Source organism: Streptomyces sp. NPDC057271 (genome assembly GCF_042668715.1).
GTDB lineage: Bacteria > Actinomycetota > Actinomycetes > Streptomycetales > Streptomycetaceae > Streptomyces.
Window position 1 is genome coordinate 18,013 of the sequence record NZ_JBHUYJ010000088.1, and the last position, 15,602, is coordinate 33,614.

Genomic DNA, 15,602 nt, shown 5'->3' on the forward strand with positions numbered 1-15,602 from the left:
CCCTCCCGCCTGCGACGCCCCGCGATCACCAGGTGCGGTCGAGCAGGTAGGTGAACAGCGCGTCCAGTTGATGAGCGGCGGTGCGCGTCAGCGGCGTCTCTCTCAGCGCGCGGCGCGCGATGTCCAGGTGTCGGCGCGCTTCCTCGCGGGTCGCGGTCCGTCCGCCCGCCTCCTCCACCAGCGCCGCGACGTGCTCGGCCGTCTCGCCGTCGACCCGTCGGCCGGAGTCGAGAAGCATCCCGAGTTCGTGCGCGGCCCTGCCCTCGCCCGCCAGCGCCGTGAGGACCGGATACGTCTTCTTGCCCCTGCGCAGGTCTGCGTGAACGGGCTTGCCCGTCACCGTCGGATCGCCCCAGATGCCGAGGATGTCGTCCACCGCCTGGAAGGCGAGACCGAGGTGGCGCCCGGCTCGTTCGAGCGCGGTCACGGCCCTGTCGGGTGCGCCGCCGAGGACCGCGCCGAGCGCGATCGCGCAGCCCAGCAGGGCGCCCGTCTTCTGCTCGGCCATCACCCGGTACCGGTCCGGCCCGACCGCGTCGGGTCCGTGCCAGGGTCGGTGCTCGAAACGCAGGTCGTCGGCCTGCCCCGACACCAGCGCGTTCAGGGTCCGGGCGAGGCACCGGACCGCGGCCGCCGTGTGCCGGCCCTGTGGCTCGGCCAGGCTCGCCACGGCCTGGGCGAAGAGCGCGTCGCCGGCCAGCACGGCCGGGCCCGTCCCGTACGCCTTCCACACCGCCGGGCGCTGCCGGCGCAGGGCGTCGGCGTCCATGATGTCGTCGTGGAGCAGTGAGAAGGTGTGCACGAGTTCGACGGCCACGGCGCCGGGAACACCGTCGGAGCCGTCCGCCCCGACGGCCTCTGCTCCGAGCACGGCGAGCGCCTGACGCACTCCCTTGCCCTCGGATCCGCCGGGGTCCGGGTTCCCGGCCGTGTCGGCCCAGCCCAGCGCGTACGCCGCCATCTCACCGGTCCAGGGATGCAACCGGCCCACCGCCTCCACCAGGGCGGGCCGGACCAGTTCACGGCAACGCTCCAGGACGTCGGTCGGCGAGCAGATCGGAAGGCGGACCGGCGAGGACGACATCGGGAGGGCGCTCACCGCAGCCCCTCCACGACCGCCGTCCTCAGGGCCTCCGCCCCGACGGGCGGCAGTACGGGCCCGGCCGCGCGCGGTCCGTCTCCGCCTGCGTGATCCGGCAGCGGCGCCACCCCCAGCTCGGAGGCGGCCTTGTCCACCATGTCCCGCGCGTGGCGCAGCCCGATGCGGTCGAGCGTCGAGCGCACCTCGGCCAGTTCCGCGGCGGTGCTCGCGGCGTCGCGGCCCAGCCGGGCGCCGGCCTTGACGAGCCCCAGCCTCGACAGTGCCGTCCCGCGCGGCTCCTCCATCTCGCGGAACTCCTCCAGTGCCCGCGCGTACAGCTCACGGGCCTCCTCGTACCGGCCCGCCCGGTACAGCACGTTGCCGCGCATCTTGTGGTTGTACGCGAGTGCGCTGGAGAGCCGCATCTCGCGGCACGCCTCCTCAGCCTGCGACAGCAGTGACAGCGCGCGCTCCACGTCCCCGTCCCGCACGGACACCACGTCGGCGATGCCCCGCAGTGCCCAGGCCCACCCGCGCCGGTCCTCGGCGCGCGACGCCGTCTCGGCCGCCTCCTCGAACAGGGCCAGGGCCTCGTCGTAGGAGCCGGTGTTCCGGTGCATCTGCGCGATGCCCTCCAGCGCCCACACCGTGTGCCGGGCCTCGCCTCGGCGGCGGGCCTCGGCGAGAAGCTGCTCGTGGAGCCTGCCCACGGCCGCGTAGTCGCCCTGTATTCGGCCGGTCTCGGCGAGCCCCGCCAGCGAGTAGCCCCGCACGACGACATCCCCGCCCCGCTCACCCGCCTCGGCCGCCAGCCTCAGCAGCCGGTACGCAAGCCTGAGCGCGCCGCGCTGCCGGGCCAGCGTCCCGCCGCTCCACAGCGCCCAGGCCATCGCCCCTTCGTGACCGGCCGAACGCGCCGCTCGGAAGCTCGCCTTCCACGCCCGGTCGGCCTCCTCGATCCGCCCGAGGCGACGGCACGCCTCTGCCACGGCCAGTCCGCACCGCGCCGCCTCGCGCACGTCCCCGGCCTGTTCCGCGGCCCGTAGCTCCTCGACGCCCCGGGCGAGCACCTCGGGCAGGGAGGAGTTCACCGACAGAGACCCGAGAACCCCCTGATACTCCGGCGCCGACGCCTTCGCCCGTCCGGCCTCACGTACCTGACCTGCCATCAGAACCTCCTCATGTCGACTCGCCGATCAAGCCGACGCGAGGAGCAAGACGTCGATCACGGGCGCGGGTTCCCCGTTCGCCGCAATGTCCGTCCCGGTGCTGGCACCGGGTCATCCTCGAGTGCTACACGGCCGTCGCAAGATCCTCAGCGAGACGTACACCGGCACCTGCCTGGTGACGGTCCACGGAACGTCCACAGGGGCGTTATGTGATCGAAGGCGTTGGCCCGTCGCCCGGTGAACCGCGGCCACGACCCCTCGGCCACCGTCGCCGTCTCGGCGTGTGCGGGCGTCGCGGCGAGGCCGGTGACGAGGACGCCGGCCGTGGCTCCGGCCATGGCTCCGGCCAGTGTGCGTCCACGAGCCGGTGCGACGTGTGCCGATGCGACCTGCGCCGGTGCGAGGTGCGCCGGTGCGACCTGCGCCGGTGCGAGGTGTGCCGGTGCGAGGTGCGCCGGTGCGACGTGTGCCGGTGCGAGGTGCGCCGGTGCGAGGTACGCCGATGCTCCGCGAGACCGTGCGAAGCAAGGTCGACCGCCGGTGGGCTCCGGTCGGGGCGACCCGGCACCCCGACGACCGGTGACCGCGGACGTCAGCCGGCGGCGCTCAGGGTGTCCGCGAGACGGCGGCGGGCCGCGCGGGCCGCCGGTACGGCCGCCAGGGCGACCGCGCCGAGAACGGCGGTCGCGCACATCGCCACGAAGTACCGGACCGGCGGGGTGTGGGCGATGCCCGAGCCGATGCCGGTGGTGTGTGCCTCGCGGTCGATCAGCCAGTGGGCGAGGGGTATTCCGAGAGCCGTCGCGGCGAGCGCGGCGGCGAGTGCGGTGCAGCCGATGGCCGTCACGGTGACCGCGGTGATCTGACGTGGCGAGAGGCCGATGGCCTTGAGGGCCAGCAGGTCGCGCTCGCCGTCGCGGATGCCGCCGCCGATCGCCGTGGAGAGTTCGGTCAGGCCGATCAGGGCGAAGACGGCGATCAGGCCGACGACGACACCGCGCAGGGCGGAGAGCCGGTCGGCGGGGGTGGTGACCTCGTGGATGTCGAGGTGGCCCCCGGAGGTGGCGGCGAGTTCGGCGCGTACGGAGCGTGGGTCGGCGCCTTGTTCGAGGCGGAGCTGGTACAGGGTGGGGCGCAGGGCGGGGTCGTTCTCGCGCAGGGTGTCCAGCGAGGTGGAGATGACCCGGCCGCCGTTCTCCGGTTCGATGCTCCGTCCGACGAGGTGCAGGACCTGTGGGTGGCCGCCGACCGTGACACGGACCCAGTCGCCGACGCGCACGTCGAGCAGGTCGAGCAGGCCCTGGCCGGCGACGGCCTCGTCGGGGCCGTGGGCGGGGCGGCCCTCGGCGATCGAGTACGGATAGGGCTCGTCGCGGGTGCCGAGGCCGCGCAGCGCGATGGTGCCCGTCTGCCCGGGGACCAGGGCGGCGACCTCCAGGCCGGGGTGGGCTGCGGTGACCTGGTCGTTGGCATCGAGGAGCGCGGCGGCCTCGCGGTCGGTGAGGGTCGCGTCGGGGCGGGCGGTGAGCGCCGCGGCGTGGCCGAGATCCTCGGGGTGGGTGTCGAAGCGTTGGATCGTGCTCCAGGCGCCGACCGCGACCGTGACCAGCAGCAGCGGCAGGGCGAGGCGGACGATGGTGGCCGGGGCGCGGCGGCCACGGCCGAAGGCCCGGTGCCAGCCGAGGACCAGACTCGCCGGCACGCGCATTCCGAGCGCGCTCCGGGCGGCCCGGGAGAGTCCGGCCCCGGTCGTCGCCCGGGGGGACCCCCAGCCCGTGGCCACGGCGGGGACGACGGGGACGGGCTCCACGCGTCCGGCCCGCCACGCGGCGAGGCAGGTGGCCGCCCCGATGAACAGCACCACCGCGGCAGGCACCGCGAGCAGGGCCACCGTGTGGCCCTGGAGCCCCTGCCAGACGCCGACGGCTTCGCCGAGGCGGCCGGGCAGGCGGTCGCCGAGCACCTGGACGGCCGCCGTGGCGAGGGTCGCGCCGAGCACGGCGAAGGCGAGGTGCTGGCCGAGGAAGGCGCGGACGACCTGGCCGGGTGTGAAGCCGATGGCCTTGAGGACGGAGATGTCCCGCAGGTGGCCGCGGACCCGGGTGCTGATGGCGCCGAACACCGCGAGGGCGGCGGCGATCAGCGCCCCGAGTCCGAAGAGCCCGAGCACCTGACCGAGCAGCCTGGTGTCGCCCTGCGCCTCGGCGCGGGCCTGCTGCCAGGTGGAGACGTCGGTGACGGCGCCGGCCCCGAGGGCGGTGACGGCGCGCTGGACGGCGTAGTCGGTGTCCTCCGGGTCGGTGAGGCGCAGTCCGACGACGTGGCCGCCGCCGCGTTCGTCCGGCACCGCCCGCGGCAGGGCCCAGACGGTGCCGGGCCGTTCCCCCGGCCTGTAGCGGGGCTCCGCGCTGTCGGCGACACCGAGGACGGTCAGGGTGCGGCCGGCCGGCAGGGTCAGCCGGTCGCCCGGTTCGGCCCACAGGGCTTGGGCGAGGCCGGATTCCAGGACGACGCCCTCGGGGTCGGCGTCGTCGAGCCAGCGGCCTGAGGTCAACAGGGGCCGGCCGGCCGCCGGGGGCTCGGCCCCGGCGGCGCGCAGTTCCACGTCGGCGCGGGCGCCGCGGGAGGTGACGGTGCCGACCGCGGTGCGGTAGGGGCCGGCGAGCTGCTCGACACCGTCGAGGGCGGCGAGGGAACGGGGGTCGGCGGCGGAGCCGGTGTGGATCCACACGTGCGCCCCGTGCGACTGGGTGAAGACCCGTTGCCAGGGGTTGGCGGCGTAGCCGAAGAGCGCGGTGGCCAACAGCAGCGAGGCGACGATCCCGGCGGTGGCGGCGACCATGAACAGCGCCTCGCCCCGGTGGGTGCGCAGATCGGCGTGCGCCCAGCGCAGCGTGGCCCGCACGGTCAGTCCTTGAGTTCCAGTACGCCGGCGAGGCCGGTGCCGCGCGGCGGTGTGCCGCCCAGTTCGGCGTCGTCGGCTATCCGGCCGTCGAAGAAGCTGATCACCCGGTCCGCGGCGCTGGCGAGCCGTGCGTCGTGGGTGACGAGCACGATGGTCTGGCCGCGCTGGTGGAGCCTGGCGAGCTGGCGCATCACCTCGCGGGTGCCCTTGCTGTCGAGGCTTCCGGCCGGTTCGTCGGCGAGGAGCAGCCGCGGCTGGTTGACCAGGGCGCGGGCGAGGGCGACGCGCTGCTGCTCGCCGCCGGAGAGCTCGCCGGGCATGCTGCGGGCCTTGCTGTCGAGGCCCAGCTCGGCGAGGAGCTTCTCGCGTTCGGCGCGGGCCCGCTTGGCCGAGGTGCCGGCCAGGAGGGCGGGCAGTTCCACGTTGTCGGCGACGGTGAGGTTGGAGACGAGGTTGAAGAACTGGAAGACGATGCCGATGCGGCGGCGCCGCTCCACCGCCCAGCGCGCCTCGGTCCAGTCGTCCGTGCTCTCGCCGTCGAGCCGGAGCGAGCCGCTGTCGGGACGCTGGAGGCCGCCGAGCAGATGGAGCAGGGTGGACTTGCCGGCGCCCGAGGGCCCGGTGACGGCCACGAACTCGCCGCGCCGCACGGTCAGGTCGACGCTGCGCACGGCGTGTGCGGGTGCGCCCTCACCGTGGTGGGTCTTGACGAGCCCTTCGGCGTGCACGAGCGGCACGGGTATGGCGGAGTCCGTCATTGCAGCTCCTCCAGTTCCTCCTGGCAGCGCTCCAGCCAGTCGAGGTCGGCCTGGAGGTGCAGCATGGCGCCCTCGATGAGCAGATGGGCGATGCGGTTGTCCCGGTTCTCGGTGGCGGCCAGCTTGGAAAGGTTGCGCATGGTGGTGAGGTACTCGCGTCGCTGCTTGTTGATGAGGGCGATCTGGTCGGCGAGACCGGTACGCGGGGCCAGGGCGAGCTTCATGAAGAACTCGTCCCGGACCCTCGGTTCGTCCGCCGTCTCGTCGAACCAGGCGCTCAGTGCTTCCTGCCCGGCGTCGGTGAGGCGGTAGATCTTCTTGTTCGGGCGGCTCTCCTGGGCGATCTCCTCGCCCTCGATCAGCCCTGACTTCTCCAGTCGGCCGAGTGTGACGTAGATCTGACCGACGTTGGTGGGAGGGTACGCGGCGCCCAGCAGTTGCTCAAGGTCCTGCTTGAGCTCGTACCCGTGGGCAGGGCCCCTGGCCAGGAGGGCGAGAAGGGGAAGGCGCACCCGTGCTGTCCTCCCTTGGCGTGCTCCCGGTGTGATCTGGGCTCTAGTATCGCCCATGCCTAACGGGTATACATGCCCTGTCGCCGGACGAAGGTGTACGGCGCGGTGCTCTGGGAGGAACCTATGCGGTGGATGCGTGCCGCGGGTAGGGGTCTCCTGGCGCTCGCGGTCGTACTGACGGGTTACATCGCTGCCGGTGCCCCGTCCGGGGGCGCGGAGTCCCGCGGCGGACGCGGCCCGATGACGCTGGCCACGGCCGGCGATCTCACCGGCTATCTCGGCCCGGTCCTGGAGGGCTGGAACCGCGCGCATCCGGCCGAGAAGGTCACCCTGGTCGAACTGCCGGACTCGGCCGACGAGACCCGGGCCCAGATGATCACGGATCTGAGGTCCGGCGAGGGCAGGTTCGACCTGCTCAACATCGATGTGGCGTGGACGTCGGAGTTCGCCGCGGCAGGATGGATCGCGCCGCTGGAGCCCGGCCGGTTCCCGCTGGAGAGCTTCCTGCCGCCGGTGGTGGACACGGCGACGTACGACGGAGGGCTGTACGCCGTCCCGTACGTGACGAACGCCGGGATGCTCTTCTACCGCAAGGACGTGCTCGACCGCGCGGGGCAGCGCCCGCCGCGGACCTGGGCGGAGCTGGAGCGGCAGGCCCGCACCGTCGCCCCGGAGTACGGCCTGGGCGGGTACGCGGGCCAGTTCCTGCCGTACGAGGGGCTGACGGTCAACGCCGCGGAGGCGGTGTACTCGGCGGGCGGGACGATCCTCGGTGACGAGGGCGAGCGGGTCACGGTCGACTCGGCGGCGGCCCGCGAGGGGCTGGGGTTCCTCAGCCGCGGTGTGCGGGACGGCTGGATCCCGAGGGAAGCCCTGACGTACAAGGAGGAGGAGTCCCGGCAGGCGTTCCAGGACGGCCGTCTGCTCTTCCTGCGCAACTGGCCGTACGCGTACGCCGGCGCCTCGGGCGCCCAGTCCAAGGTCGCGGGGAAGTTCGGCGCGGTGCCGCTGCCGGGCCCGGGGAGGGCGGGCACGAGCGTGCTGGGCGGTTCCAATCTGGCCGTGAGCAGCCATGCCCGGCACCCCGAGTCCGCTCGTGACCTGATCGCGTACCTCACGAGCGAGCGGGTGCAGCGCCGCGTCCTGAGCGAGGGCGCCCTGCCGCCGGTGCGGGCCGCGCTGTACCGGGATCCGGAGCTGGTGGCGCGCTTCCCGTATCTGCCCGCCCTGCGGGCGAGTGTGCTCGCGGCCGCTCCGCGGCCCAAGAGCCCGCACTACGAGCAGGTGAGCCTCGCCGTGCAGGCCGTGGCCCATGACGCGATGGCGCAGCACCAGACGCCCGAGGCGGCGGTACGTCGGCTCGCGGACGAACTCGCGGCCATCGCCGCTCGTCGCTGACGTCTTCCGCACCCCTCTTTCCCTCCGCACCCACCTCCAGGGCTTACTTACCTGTTAGGTATCAGCATGCGGAACGGCATGCCCTGACGATCTGGGCAAAGTAGGGCATAGACCCCCAACAATCGCCGTTTTCCGGCAGCTTCATTGACACCCTTACGACACACCTACTTAACATGTATACATAACCGCTACCCGCTCTGGGTGGCGCGCACCCCTTCACGCAGAAATACAGGTCAACGGGTGATGCTCACAGCCCCAAGCCGCCGTCACTGGTGGCGCGACGCGGTGATCTACCAGGTGTACGTCCGCAGCTTCCTGGACAGCACCGGCGACGGAATCGGCGATCTCGCCGGTGTCCGGGCCGGTCTTCCGTACCTCAAGAAGCTCGGGGTCGACGGCATCTGGCTGAGCCCCTTCTACCCGTCACCGCAGCACGACCACGGCTACGACGTCGCCGACTACTGCGACGTGGACCCCGTCTTCGGCGACCTCGCCGAGTTCGGTCTGCTCGTCGCCGACGCCCGTCGGCTGGGCGTCAAGGTGCTCCTGGACATCGTCCCCAACCACTGCTCCAGCGACCACGTCTGGTTCCGCGAGGCCCTCGCGGCCGGCCCCGGCAGCGAGGCCCGCGCCCGCTTCCACTTCGCCGAGGGCCGTGGCCCGGACGGCGACCTGCCGCCCAACAACTGGCACGCCATGTTCGGCGGCCCGGCCTGGACCCGGATCACCGAGCCCGACGGCACGCCCGGCCAGTGGTACCTGCACATGTTCACCCCCGAACAGCCGGACCTGAACTGGCGCAATCCCGAGGTCGGCGCCCACTTCGACCACGCCCTGCGCTTCTGGCTCGACCGCGGTGTCGACGGCTTCCGCATCGACGTGGCGGCCGGCCTGTTCAAGCACCCCGGACTGCCCGACTCCCCCGACCCGGAGGCCGACGCCCGCACCCGCGACTCGGTCAACCCGCTCGCCTGGAACCAGCCCGAGGTGCACGACGTGTGGCGCCACTGGCGGGCGGTGTGCGAGGAGTACACGGCCCGCGACGGACGCGAGCGGCTCCTTGTCGGCGAGGTGTCGGTGCCGACCGCCCGTGAGCACGCCGCGTACGTCCGCCCCGACGAGCTGCACCAGGCGTTCTTCTTCGACCTGCTGGGCGCGCCCTGGGACGCCGACGCCTTCCGCAAGGTGATCGACGAGGCGATGCGCGACATCGCGGGCACCGGCTCCACCGTCACCTGGGTGCTCAACAACCACGACCAGGTGCGGACGGTCACCCGGTACGGCGAGTCCGGCACCGAGGGCAGCGGGCTCGGGGCCGCCCGGGCGCGCGCCGCCGCCCTGCTGATGCTGGCCCTGCCCGGTGCCGCGTACATCTACCAGGGCGAGGAGCTGGGCCTGCCGGAGGTCGTGGACCTGCCGGACGAGGTGCTCACCGACCCGATATTCCGGCGCACCGGCAGCCGGGCCCGGATCCGCGACGGCTGCCGCGTGCCGCTGCCGTGGTCGGGGCACGCCTCCCCCTTCGGCTTCAGCACGGGGGCGGAGAGCGCCAAGCCGTGGCTGCCGCAGCCCGGCTGGTTCGCCGAGCACGCCACCGACCGGGCGCTGGCCGACACCCGCTCGTTCTGGCACCTGTACCGCGACGGACTGCAGCTGCGGCACGGGCTGCCGCAGCTGGGCGAGGGCACCTTGCGCTGGCTGGACGCGCCGCCCGGCGTGCTGGCCTTCCTGCGCGGCGACGGACTCGTCTGCGCCGTCAACTTCGGCACCGCCCCGGTGCCCGCCCCGGTCTCCGGCGCCCCGCTGCTGTCCAGCGGGCCCTGCCCGACCGGCGTACTTCCCGGATCCACCGCCGCCTGGTGGATCAGTGACGACACCACCCTGGAGGGACCACGATGACCATACGACGGATGACGACGGCCTGCTGCTCCGCACTCGCCCTGGCGCTCGCCGCGACCGCGTGCGGCGGCGGAGAGGTGAGCGCGGGCGGCAACAGCAAGGAACTGTCCGGCCAGACCCTCGACGTGGCCGGTGTCTGGTCGGGCGCCGAGCAGAAGAACTTCCAGAAGGTGCTGGACGCCTTCACGGAGAAGACCGGCGCCACGACCCGGTTCGTGTCCACCGGCGACAACGTCTCCACCGTCGTCGGCAGCAAGATCGAAGGCGGCAACGCCCCGGACGTGGTGATGGTGCCGCAGGTCGGCGTGCTCCAGCAGTTCGCCAAGCAGAAGTGGCTCAGGCCGCTCTCCGAGACCACGAAGAAGTCCGTCGACGCCAACTACGCGCCGGTGTGGAAGAACTACGGCTCCGTGGACGGCACGCTGTACGGCCTGTACTTCAAGGCCGCCCACAAGTCGACCGTCTGGTACAGCCCCGAGGCGTTCGAGCAGGCGGGCGTGGTGCCGCCGAAGTCGTACGAGGAGATGCTCAAGAGCGGGCAGGCCGTCTCCGACTCCGGTCTGCCGGCCTTCGCGGTCGCCGGTGAGGACGGCTGGACCCTCACGGACTGGTTCGAGAACATCTACCTCTCCCAGGCCGGTCCCGAGAAGTACGACCGGCTCGCCCGGCACGAGATCAAGTGGACCGACCCCACGGTGGTGAAGGCCCTGACCACCCTCGGGGCGCTGTTCTCCGACAAGAAGCTGATCGCGGGTGGCCAGAAGGGAGCGCTGGGCACCGACTTCCCCGGCTCCGTCGAGAAGGTCTTCGGGCCGAAGCCCGAGGCGGGCATGGTGTACGAGGGCGACTTCGTCGCCGGCATCGCGAAGGACCAGTTCGGCAAGAAGATCGGCGAGGACGCCGCCTTCTTCCCCTTCCCCGCGGTCGCGGGTGGCACGGCGCCGGTGGTCAGCGGTGGTGACGCGGCCGTCGTCCTGAAGGACGGCAAGAACCAGAAGGCCGCGACGGCGTTCCTGGAGTACCTCGCGACGCCGGAGGCGGCGGCCGTGTGGGCCGAGGCCGGCGGCTTCCTGTCGCCGAACAAGAAGCTCGATCTCGCCTCCTACGGCAACGACACGCTGCGCGAGACGGCCAAGTCGCTCATCGACGCCGGCGATTCGGTGCGCTTCGACATGTCGGACCAGGCTCCGGCTGCCTTCGGCGGCACCAAGGGCGTGGGCGAGTGGAAGATCCTCCAGGACTTCCTTCGTGACCCGTCGAACCCGGCAGCCACGGCCGCGGCGCTGGAGGGCGCAGCGGCCAAGGCGTACAAGAGCTGAGGCGGCCGTCATGACCACAGCCACCGCTCCCCCGCCATCCCGGGCCGACGCCGCCGGGGGCGGCCGTGGGGACGACAGTCCGCGGGCCCGGGCCCGGCGCCGCCGGCGGTTCGTCGCCGTCGCCTTCGTGCTGCCCGCGCTGCTGCTGCTCGGCGCGCTGGTCGTCTACCCCGTGCTGTTCTCCGTGGGCCGCAGCTTCTTCGACGCGTCCGGGTCGCGGTTCGTCGGCGGGGACAACTACGCGGAGATGTTCCGCGACCCGGCCACGCTGACCGCGATCCGCAACAGCGCCACCTGGGTGGTCGTCGCGCCGACCCTGCTGACCGGCCTCGGGCTGGTCCTCGCGGTGCTGGTGGAGAAGGTCCGCTGGGCGACGGCGTTCAAGCTGCTGCTCTTCATGCCGATGGCCGTCTCCTTCCTGGCGGCGGGCATCATCTTCCGCCTCGCGTACGAGGAGGACCCGGACAAGGGCGTGCTGAACGCGGCCGTGGTCGGCGTGCACGACGTGTTCCAGGACGCGTCGTCGTACCCGACGGCCCGGGCCCGCGAGGGCCAGGGGCTCGACAGGCGGCCGGACGGCTCGTACGGGACGGCCGACACGGTCTCCCTCGGACAGAGCGTCGCCCTCGGCCTCGTCGGCGTCGCGCCCAAGGAGTTGCCGGCCGGGGCACGGCCGGCGGCGGCCGGCAAGGCCGGCCCGAAGGACGTGGCCGGCGCCGTGTACCTGGACTTCACGCCTGGCGGCGGGGGGCGGCCGGGCGTGATCGACACGACGGAGCGGGGACTGCCCGGTGTGACGGTGGAGGCGGTACGCGACGGGAAGACGGTCGCCACCGCGACCACGGCGGCCGACGGATCGTTCCGCTTCACCGGCCTGGGGGCGGGCGCGTACACGGTCCGGCTGCCGGCGGAGAACTTCGCGCCGCCCTACGAAGGTGTCTCCTGGCTCGGTCCCGCCCTGGTCACTCCGGCGATCATCGGCGCGTACCTGTGGATCTGGACGGGCTTCGCGATGGTGCTCATCGGCGCCGGTCTCTCGTCCCTGCCGCGCGACGCGCTGGAGGCGGCGCGGATGGACGGCGCGAACGAGTGGCAGGTCTTCCGACGGATCACCGTGCCCCTGCTGGCGCCCGTGCTGACCGTCGTCTTCGTGACGCTGGTGATCAATGTGATGAAGGTCTTCGACCTGATCTACATCATCGCGCCGGGGCCGGTTCAGGAGGACGCCACCGTGCTGGCCACCCAGATGTGGCTGGTGTCCTTCGGCGGCGGCAACGACCAGGGGCTCGGCAGCGCGCTGGGCGTACTGCTCCTGCTGCTCGTGATCCCCGCGATGGTGTTCAACGTCCGCCGCTTCCGCAGGAGTCAGTCATGAGTGCGACCGCCACGATGCCGGGCGGCCGGCTGCGCCGCTGGCTGGGCAACGGCCTGGTCCAGATGTTCCTGGCCGTCGTCGGCCTGATCTGGGTGACCCCGGTCGCCGGGCTGCTGCTGTCCTCGCTGCGCTCGGCGAGCGACAACGCCGCGAGCGGCTGGTGGACGGCGCTGACCGGTCCCGGTCGGTTGTCCCTGGACAACTACACCGCCCTCCTGGGCAACGCGGGTATCACCCAGGCGTTCTGGAACACGGTGCTGATCTCGGTGCCGACGACCGTCCTGGTCGTCGTCGTCGCGGCGCTGGCCGGATACGCCTTCGCCTGGCTGGAGTTCCCCGGCCGGGACTGGATCTTCCTGGGCGTTGTGGCACTGCTCGTGGTGCCCGTGCAGGTGGGTCTGCTGCCGGTGGCGAAGCTGTTCGGGCAGCTGGGGCTGTTCGGCACGATCCCGGGCGTCGTGCTCTTCCACGTCGCCTACGGTCTGCCGTTCGCCGTGTTCCTGCTGCGCAACTACTTCGCGGACATCCCGCGCGAGATGCTGGAGGCGGCACGCATGGACGGCGGCGGCGAGTGGCGGATCTTCACCCGCCTGGTGCTCCCGGTCGGCCGGCCGGCGATCGCGAGCCTGGCGATCTTCCAGTTCCTCTGGGTGTGGAACGACATGCTCGTGGCGCTGCTCTTCGCCGACAGCTCAGCGCAACCTCTGACGGTGGAACTGCAGTCGCAGGTACGGCAGTTCGGCAGCAACATCGACGTCCTGGCACCGGGAGCCTTCCTCTCGCTGATCGTGCCGGTGGTGGTCTTCTTCGCCTTCCAGCGTCACTTCGTCCAGGGGGTGATGGCGGGCTCGGTGAAGTGACGGCAGGGACGGGGGCCGGCGGCCGACGGCGTTGCACGGGGGTCAACTGCCGTCGACTGGCCGGTCCCCGACGCGCAGAGGCGGGCGACGTCCACGCCTCGTACGTGTACGGAAGATCCTCGGCGCCTGGGCCGGCGCGGACGACCGCCACGTGGTCCGGTGTCCGGTGGATCGAGCCCGCCGCGCCGGCGGGAGATCCGTGCGCCGCGTACGACCTCGCGGAGCTGTGCGGCTCGCTGCGCAGACCCGCGTTGCGCGACCACGGGCACCGCAGGGCCGCCGAGGCGGGACACCATGACGCGTGCGACCAGGTGGGCCGGCTCTCCGAGCACCGCCGGGACCACCAGGAGGCCGAGCGCTGGTACGTGCGCGCCGCCGACGACGGGTCGTCGCTCAGCACCATGCTCGCGGGCAGGCTGAAGGCCCAGTGCGGTGGGTACGCGGAGGCGGAGCCGTTCCTGCGCAGGGCCTGGGAAGTGCGGCGGAGTCCCGCACGGGACGGGGGCAGCCGGCGGCTACGGCCTCGTCCCGCACCGGCTCGGCCGCCTCGCGGAGGCCGTCGAGCCGCTGCGGGCGGCCGCCGCGCGGTGGAACGCGGACGTACGCGCCCGCCACAGCCGGGACGACCTGGACGTGCCGGCCAGGACGGCCGGCCCGAAGCGGGAACTCGCGGAGGTGGTGGCGGCGCTGACGGCCTGACGGCGGCCTTCGGCCGGTCCGCGGGGCCGGGGCATGAGCGGCCGAGGCTTCTTCGGCCACGGACCCTGCGTCGCCTGGCAGGAGCGCCCGGGAGCGGGGCCACAGGGCACCGCCCCTCGGGGCCGCCGCGGCTCCGGCCGCGCTCGAAGTGCCTCAGAACCGGTCGGTCGTGAGGCCCCCGACCCGGCCGAGCCGGTTCGCCCGGTCGCGGGCGACGGCGGCCTGGGCTGCATCGCCCAGTGAGTCCGCCAGGCGAGCCCTGCTCAGCCAGTTGTACGGGCTGTGCGGGCGCAGCGCGGTCCGCTCGCTGATCAGGACACGCGCCACGTCGTGCCGCCCGGACTTCAGGGCGGCTTCGACGAGGGTCTTCTGGAGCGCGTCGCGTTGGGCGTGGCTGCCTCCGAACTCGTGGAGTCGCCGGCGCAGCGGCCACAGCAGTCCCACCACGGTCTCGTGGTCCCCCGTGGCGTGGGCGACCAGCGCCTCGCACACGGGCAGGCCGACGTTGGCGGTCATCGCGTGGTTGGTGACCACGGCCGTGCCCGGTTCCGCCAGCCAGCGACGCCGGTCGGCGATCAGCCGTCGCGCCTGCGCGATCCGGCCGGCGCCGACGTAGGACATGACGGCGTGCACGTCGTTGAAGACGTAGAACGGAGGGTCACACCGCGCCGACCAGGCGTCCGCGAGCGCCTCCCATCGGCGGGTCTGGTCTGACCCCGCGAGGCGGAAGCGCCACAACATGGCTGCCGCGTCGAGGAGTTCCATGGCCAGCCCTCTGGATTCCTCGTGGTGCAGTGCCGCGTCGTAGACGGCGAGCGCGGTGTCGGTGTCGCCCGCCTCCAGGGCGTAGAGCGCGTAGTGCCACCAGTTGTGGACCGTGAGGAAGTTGCCGCCGGACCAGTCTCCGCTGCGCGCGTCGAGAAAGGCGATCCCCTCGGAGAAGCGGCCCTGCATCTCGTAGGTGTGCACGACGGCGTGGATGGCCCACACGTCGTGTCGGTTCCGCTCGACGGCGGCCGAACCCGTCTCCCGGGCGTGGGTGTAGTGCCCGGACTCCTCCAGCCCGAAGGCGTACATGCCCAGGAGCGGGCCCAGGTGAGGGTCGTCCTCCTCCCAGGCGGAGAGTGCGCCGCCGATCCTGTCCCGCAGCCGCGGGGCGTCGCCGGTGAGGAAGTCGAGCTGATGCCCGACGAAGAGCGCGAGCGCATCGCGGGGGAAGGCCACCGTCAGCTCCTCGAGGAGCGCGCTCCCTCGCCGCAGATCGCCCGCCAGGAGACTTCCGGCGGCTTCCGTGTGCAGTCGCTCCCGCAGGGGCAGCCCGGTCAGGTCGAGTCCGGAGGCGAAACCGTCGAACCGCCGCCGCGCCTCGGCGGCCTCGGTCGGCTCAGTGCCGAGCACTCCCAGATAGGCGCCGAACGCCTGCGCCACCGGCGAGCCGGGGGCGGCGCCAAGGAGGTCCTCGACCGCCCCGACCACCGCGGGGCGGAAGAAGAGCAGGTCCTCCACGGCACGGTCCAGGTGCGCGGCCGCCTCTGAGAGGTCGTTTTCTCCCAGTGTTTCATCCCGGAATCGACTGTTTGGTCTGCGGTGTCGGGTCGCGCCAGGAGATGGCGTTCTCGCTGGTGAG

12 protein-coding genes are annotated in these 15,602 nt (G+C 72.7%); 6 read left to right on the forward strand and 6 right to left on the reverse strand.

The annotated features are described in order from the left end of the window. Positions 1-25: 25 nt before the first annotated feature. The 5 genes from ACFUJR_RS29980 to ACFUJR_RS30000 form a co-directional block, all read right to left on the reverse strand. Entirely contained in the window at positions 26-1,084 is a 1,059-nt protein-coding gene (locus tag ACFUJR_RS29980; RefSeq protein ID WP_383171593.1) for a polyprenyl synthetase family protein, read from the reverse strand. An 11-nt stretch (positions 1,085-1,095) separates the two neighbouring features. After that, positions 1,096-2,250, reverse strand: a complete 1,155-nt coding sequence (locus tag ACFUJR_RS29985) for a tetratricopeptide repeat protein (RefSeq protein WP_383171571.1) — start codon at positions 2,248-2,250, stop codon at positions 1,096-1,098. Positions 2,251-2,842: 592 nt separating this feature from the next. Continuing rightward, positions 2,843-5,155 (reverse strand): FtsX-like permease family protein, encoded by a 2,313-nt coding sequence (locus ACFUJR_RS29990; protein WP_383450926.1) that lies wholly within the window; start codon positions 5,153-5,155, stop codon positions 2,843-2,845. A 2-nt stretch (positions 5,156-5,157) separates the two neighbouring features. Further along, the gene (locus tag ACFUJR_RS29995; protein ID WP_383171575.1) at positions 5,158-5,913 is read right to left on the reverse strand and encodes an ABC transporter ATP-binding protein; all 756 of its coding nucleotides are present in this window, start codon (positions 5,911-5,913) and stop codon (positions 5,158-5,160) included. Further along, a complete protein-coding gene (locus ACFUJR_RS30000) occupies positions 5,910-6,425 on the reverse strand; it encodes a PadR family transcriptional regulator (RefSeq protein WP_383171577.1) in 516 nt (171 codons plus the stop codon). The genes ACFUJR_RS29995 and ACFUJR_RS30000 overlap by 4 nt, the downstream gene beginning before the upstream one ends. 123 nt (positions 6,426-6,548) lie before the next feature. On the opposite strand from ACFUJR_RS30000, the gene ACFUJR_RS30005 reads away from it, so the two are divergent. The 6 genes from ACFUJR_RS30005 (at position 6,549) to ACFUJR_RS30030 (ending at position 13,975) form a co-directional block, all read left to right on the forward strand. Continuing rightward, positions 6,549-7,823 carry an ABC transporter substrate-binding protein gene (locus ACFUJR_RS30005; RefSeq protein ID WP_383171579.1) on the forward strand — a complete coding sequence of 425 codons (1,275 nt, stop codon included), beginning with the start codon at positions 6,549-6,551 and terminating at the stop codon, positions 7,821-7,823. A gap of 243 nt (positions 7,824-8,066) precedes the next feature. Beyond that, positions 8,067-9,722 (forward strand): glycoside hydrolase family 13 protein, encoded by a 1,656-nt coding sequence (locus ACFUJR_RS30010; protein WP_383171581.1) that lies wholly within the window; start codon positions 8,067-8,069, stop codon positions 9,720-9,722. Next, on the forward strand, positions 9,719-11,041 hold the full coding sequence (locus tag ACFUJR_RS30015; protein ID WP_383171583.1) for an ABC transporter substrate-binding protein: 1,323 nt from the start codon (positions 9,719-9,721) through the stop codon (positions 11,039-11,041). Before ACFUJR_RS30010 ends, ACFUJR_RS30015 begins: the two co-directional genes overlap by 4 nt. Before the next feature lie 10 nt (positions 11,042-11,051). Then, complete coding sequence (locus tag ACFUJR_RS30020; RefSeq protein WP_383171585.1) at positions 11,052-12,416, forward strand: ABC transporter permease subunit; 1,365 nt, start codon at positions 11,052-11,054, stop codon at positions 12,414-12,416. Next, positions 12,413-13,276 carry a carbohydrate ABC transporter permease gene (locus ACFUJR_RS30025; RefSeq protein WP_383171587.1) on the forward strand — a complete coding sequence of 288 codons (864 nt, stop codon included), beginning with the start codon at positions 12,413-12,415 and terminating at the stop codon, positions 13,274-13,276. Before ACFUJR_RS30020 ends, ACFUJR_RS30025 begins: the two co-directional genes overlap by 4 nt. Positions 13,277-13,708: 432 nt before the next feature. Next, positions 13,709-13,975 carry a hypothetical protein gene (locus tag ACFUJR_RS30030; protein WP_383171589.1) on the forward strand — a complete coding sequence of 89 codons (267 nt, stop codon included), beginning with the start codon at positions 13,709-13,711 and terminating at the stop codon, positions 13,973-13,975. A 153-nt stretch (positions 13,976-14,128) separates the two neighbouring features. Here the strand turns inward: ACFUJR_RS30030 and ACFUJR_RS30035 are convergent, their stop codons facing one another. Beyond that, entirely contained in the window at positions 14,129-15,481 is a 1,353-nt protein-coding gene (locus ACFUJR_RS30035) for a tetratricopeptide repeat protein (protein ID WP_383171591.1), read from the reverse strand. Positions 15,482-15,602 lie beyond the last annotated feature (121 nt).

Coding starts and splice junctions, on each gene's coding strand:
- ACFUJR_RS29980 (WP_383171593.1), bottom strand. CDS start 1,084: ATGTCGTCCTCGCCGGTCCGCCTTCCGATCTGCTCGCCGACCGACGTC.
- ACFUJR_RS29985 (WP_383171571.1), bottom strand. CDS start 2,250: ATGGCAGGTCAGGTACGTGAGGCCGGACGGGCGAAGGCGTCGGCGCCG.
- ACFUJR_RS29995 (WP_383171575.1), bottom strand. CDS start 5,913: ATGACGGACTCCGCCATACCCGTGCCGCTCGTGCACGCCGAAGGGCTC.
- ACFUJR_RS30005 (WP_383171579.1), top strand. CDS start 6,549: ATGCGGTGGATGCGTGCCGCGGGTAGGGGTCTCCTGGCGCTCGCGGTC.
- ACFUJR_RS30010 (WP_383171581.1), top strand. CDS start 8,067: ATGCTCACAGCCCCAAGCCGCCGTCACTGGTGGCGCGACGCGGTGATC.
- ACFUJR_RS30015 (WP_383171583.1), top strand. CDS start 9,719: ATGACCATACGACGGATGACGACGGCCTGCTGCTCCGCACTCGCCCTG.
- ACFUJR_RS30020 (WP_383171585.1), top strand. CDS start 11,052: ATGACCACAGCCACCGCTCCCCCGCCATCCCGGGCCGACGCCGCCGGG.
- ACFUJR_RS30025 (WP_383171587.1), top strand. CDS start 12,413: ATGAGTGCGACCGCCACGATGCCGGGCGGCCGGCTGCGCCGCTGGCTG.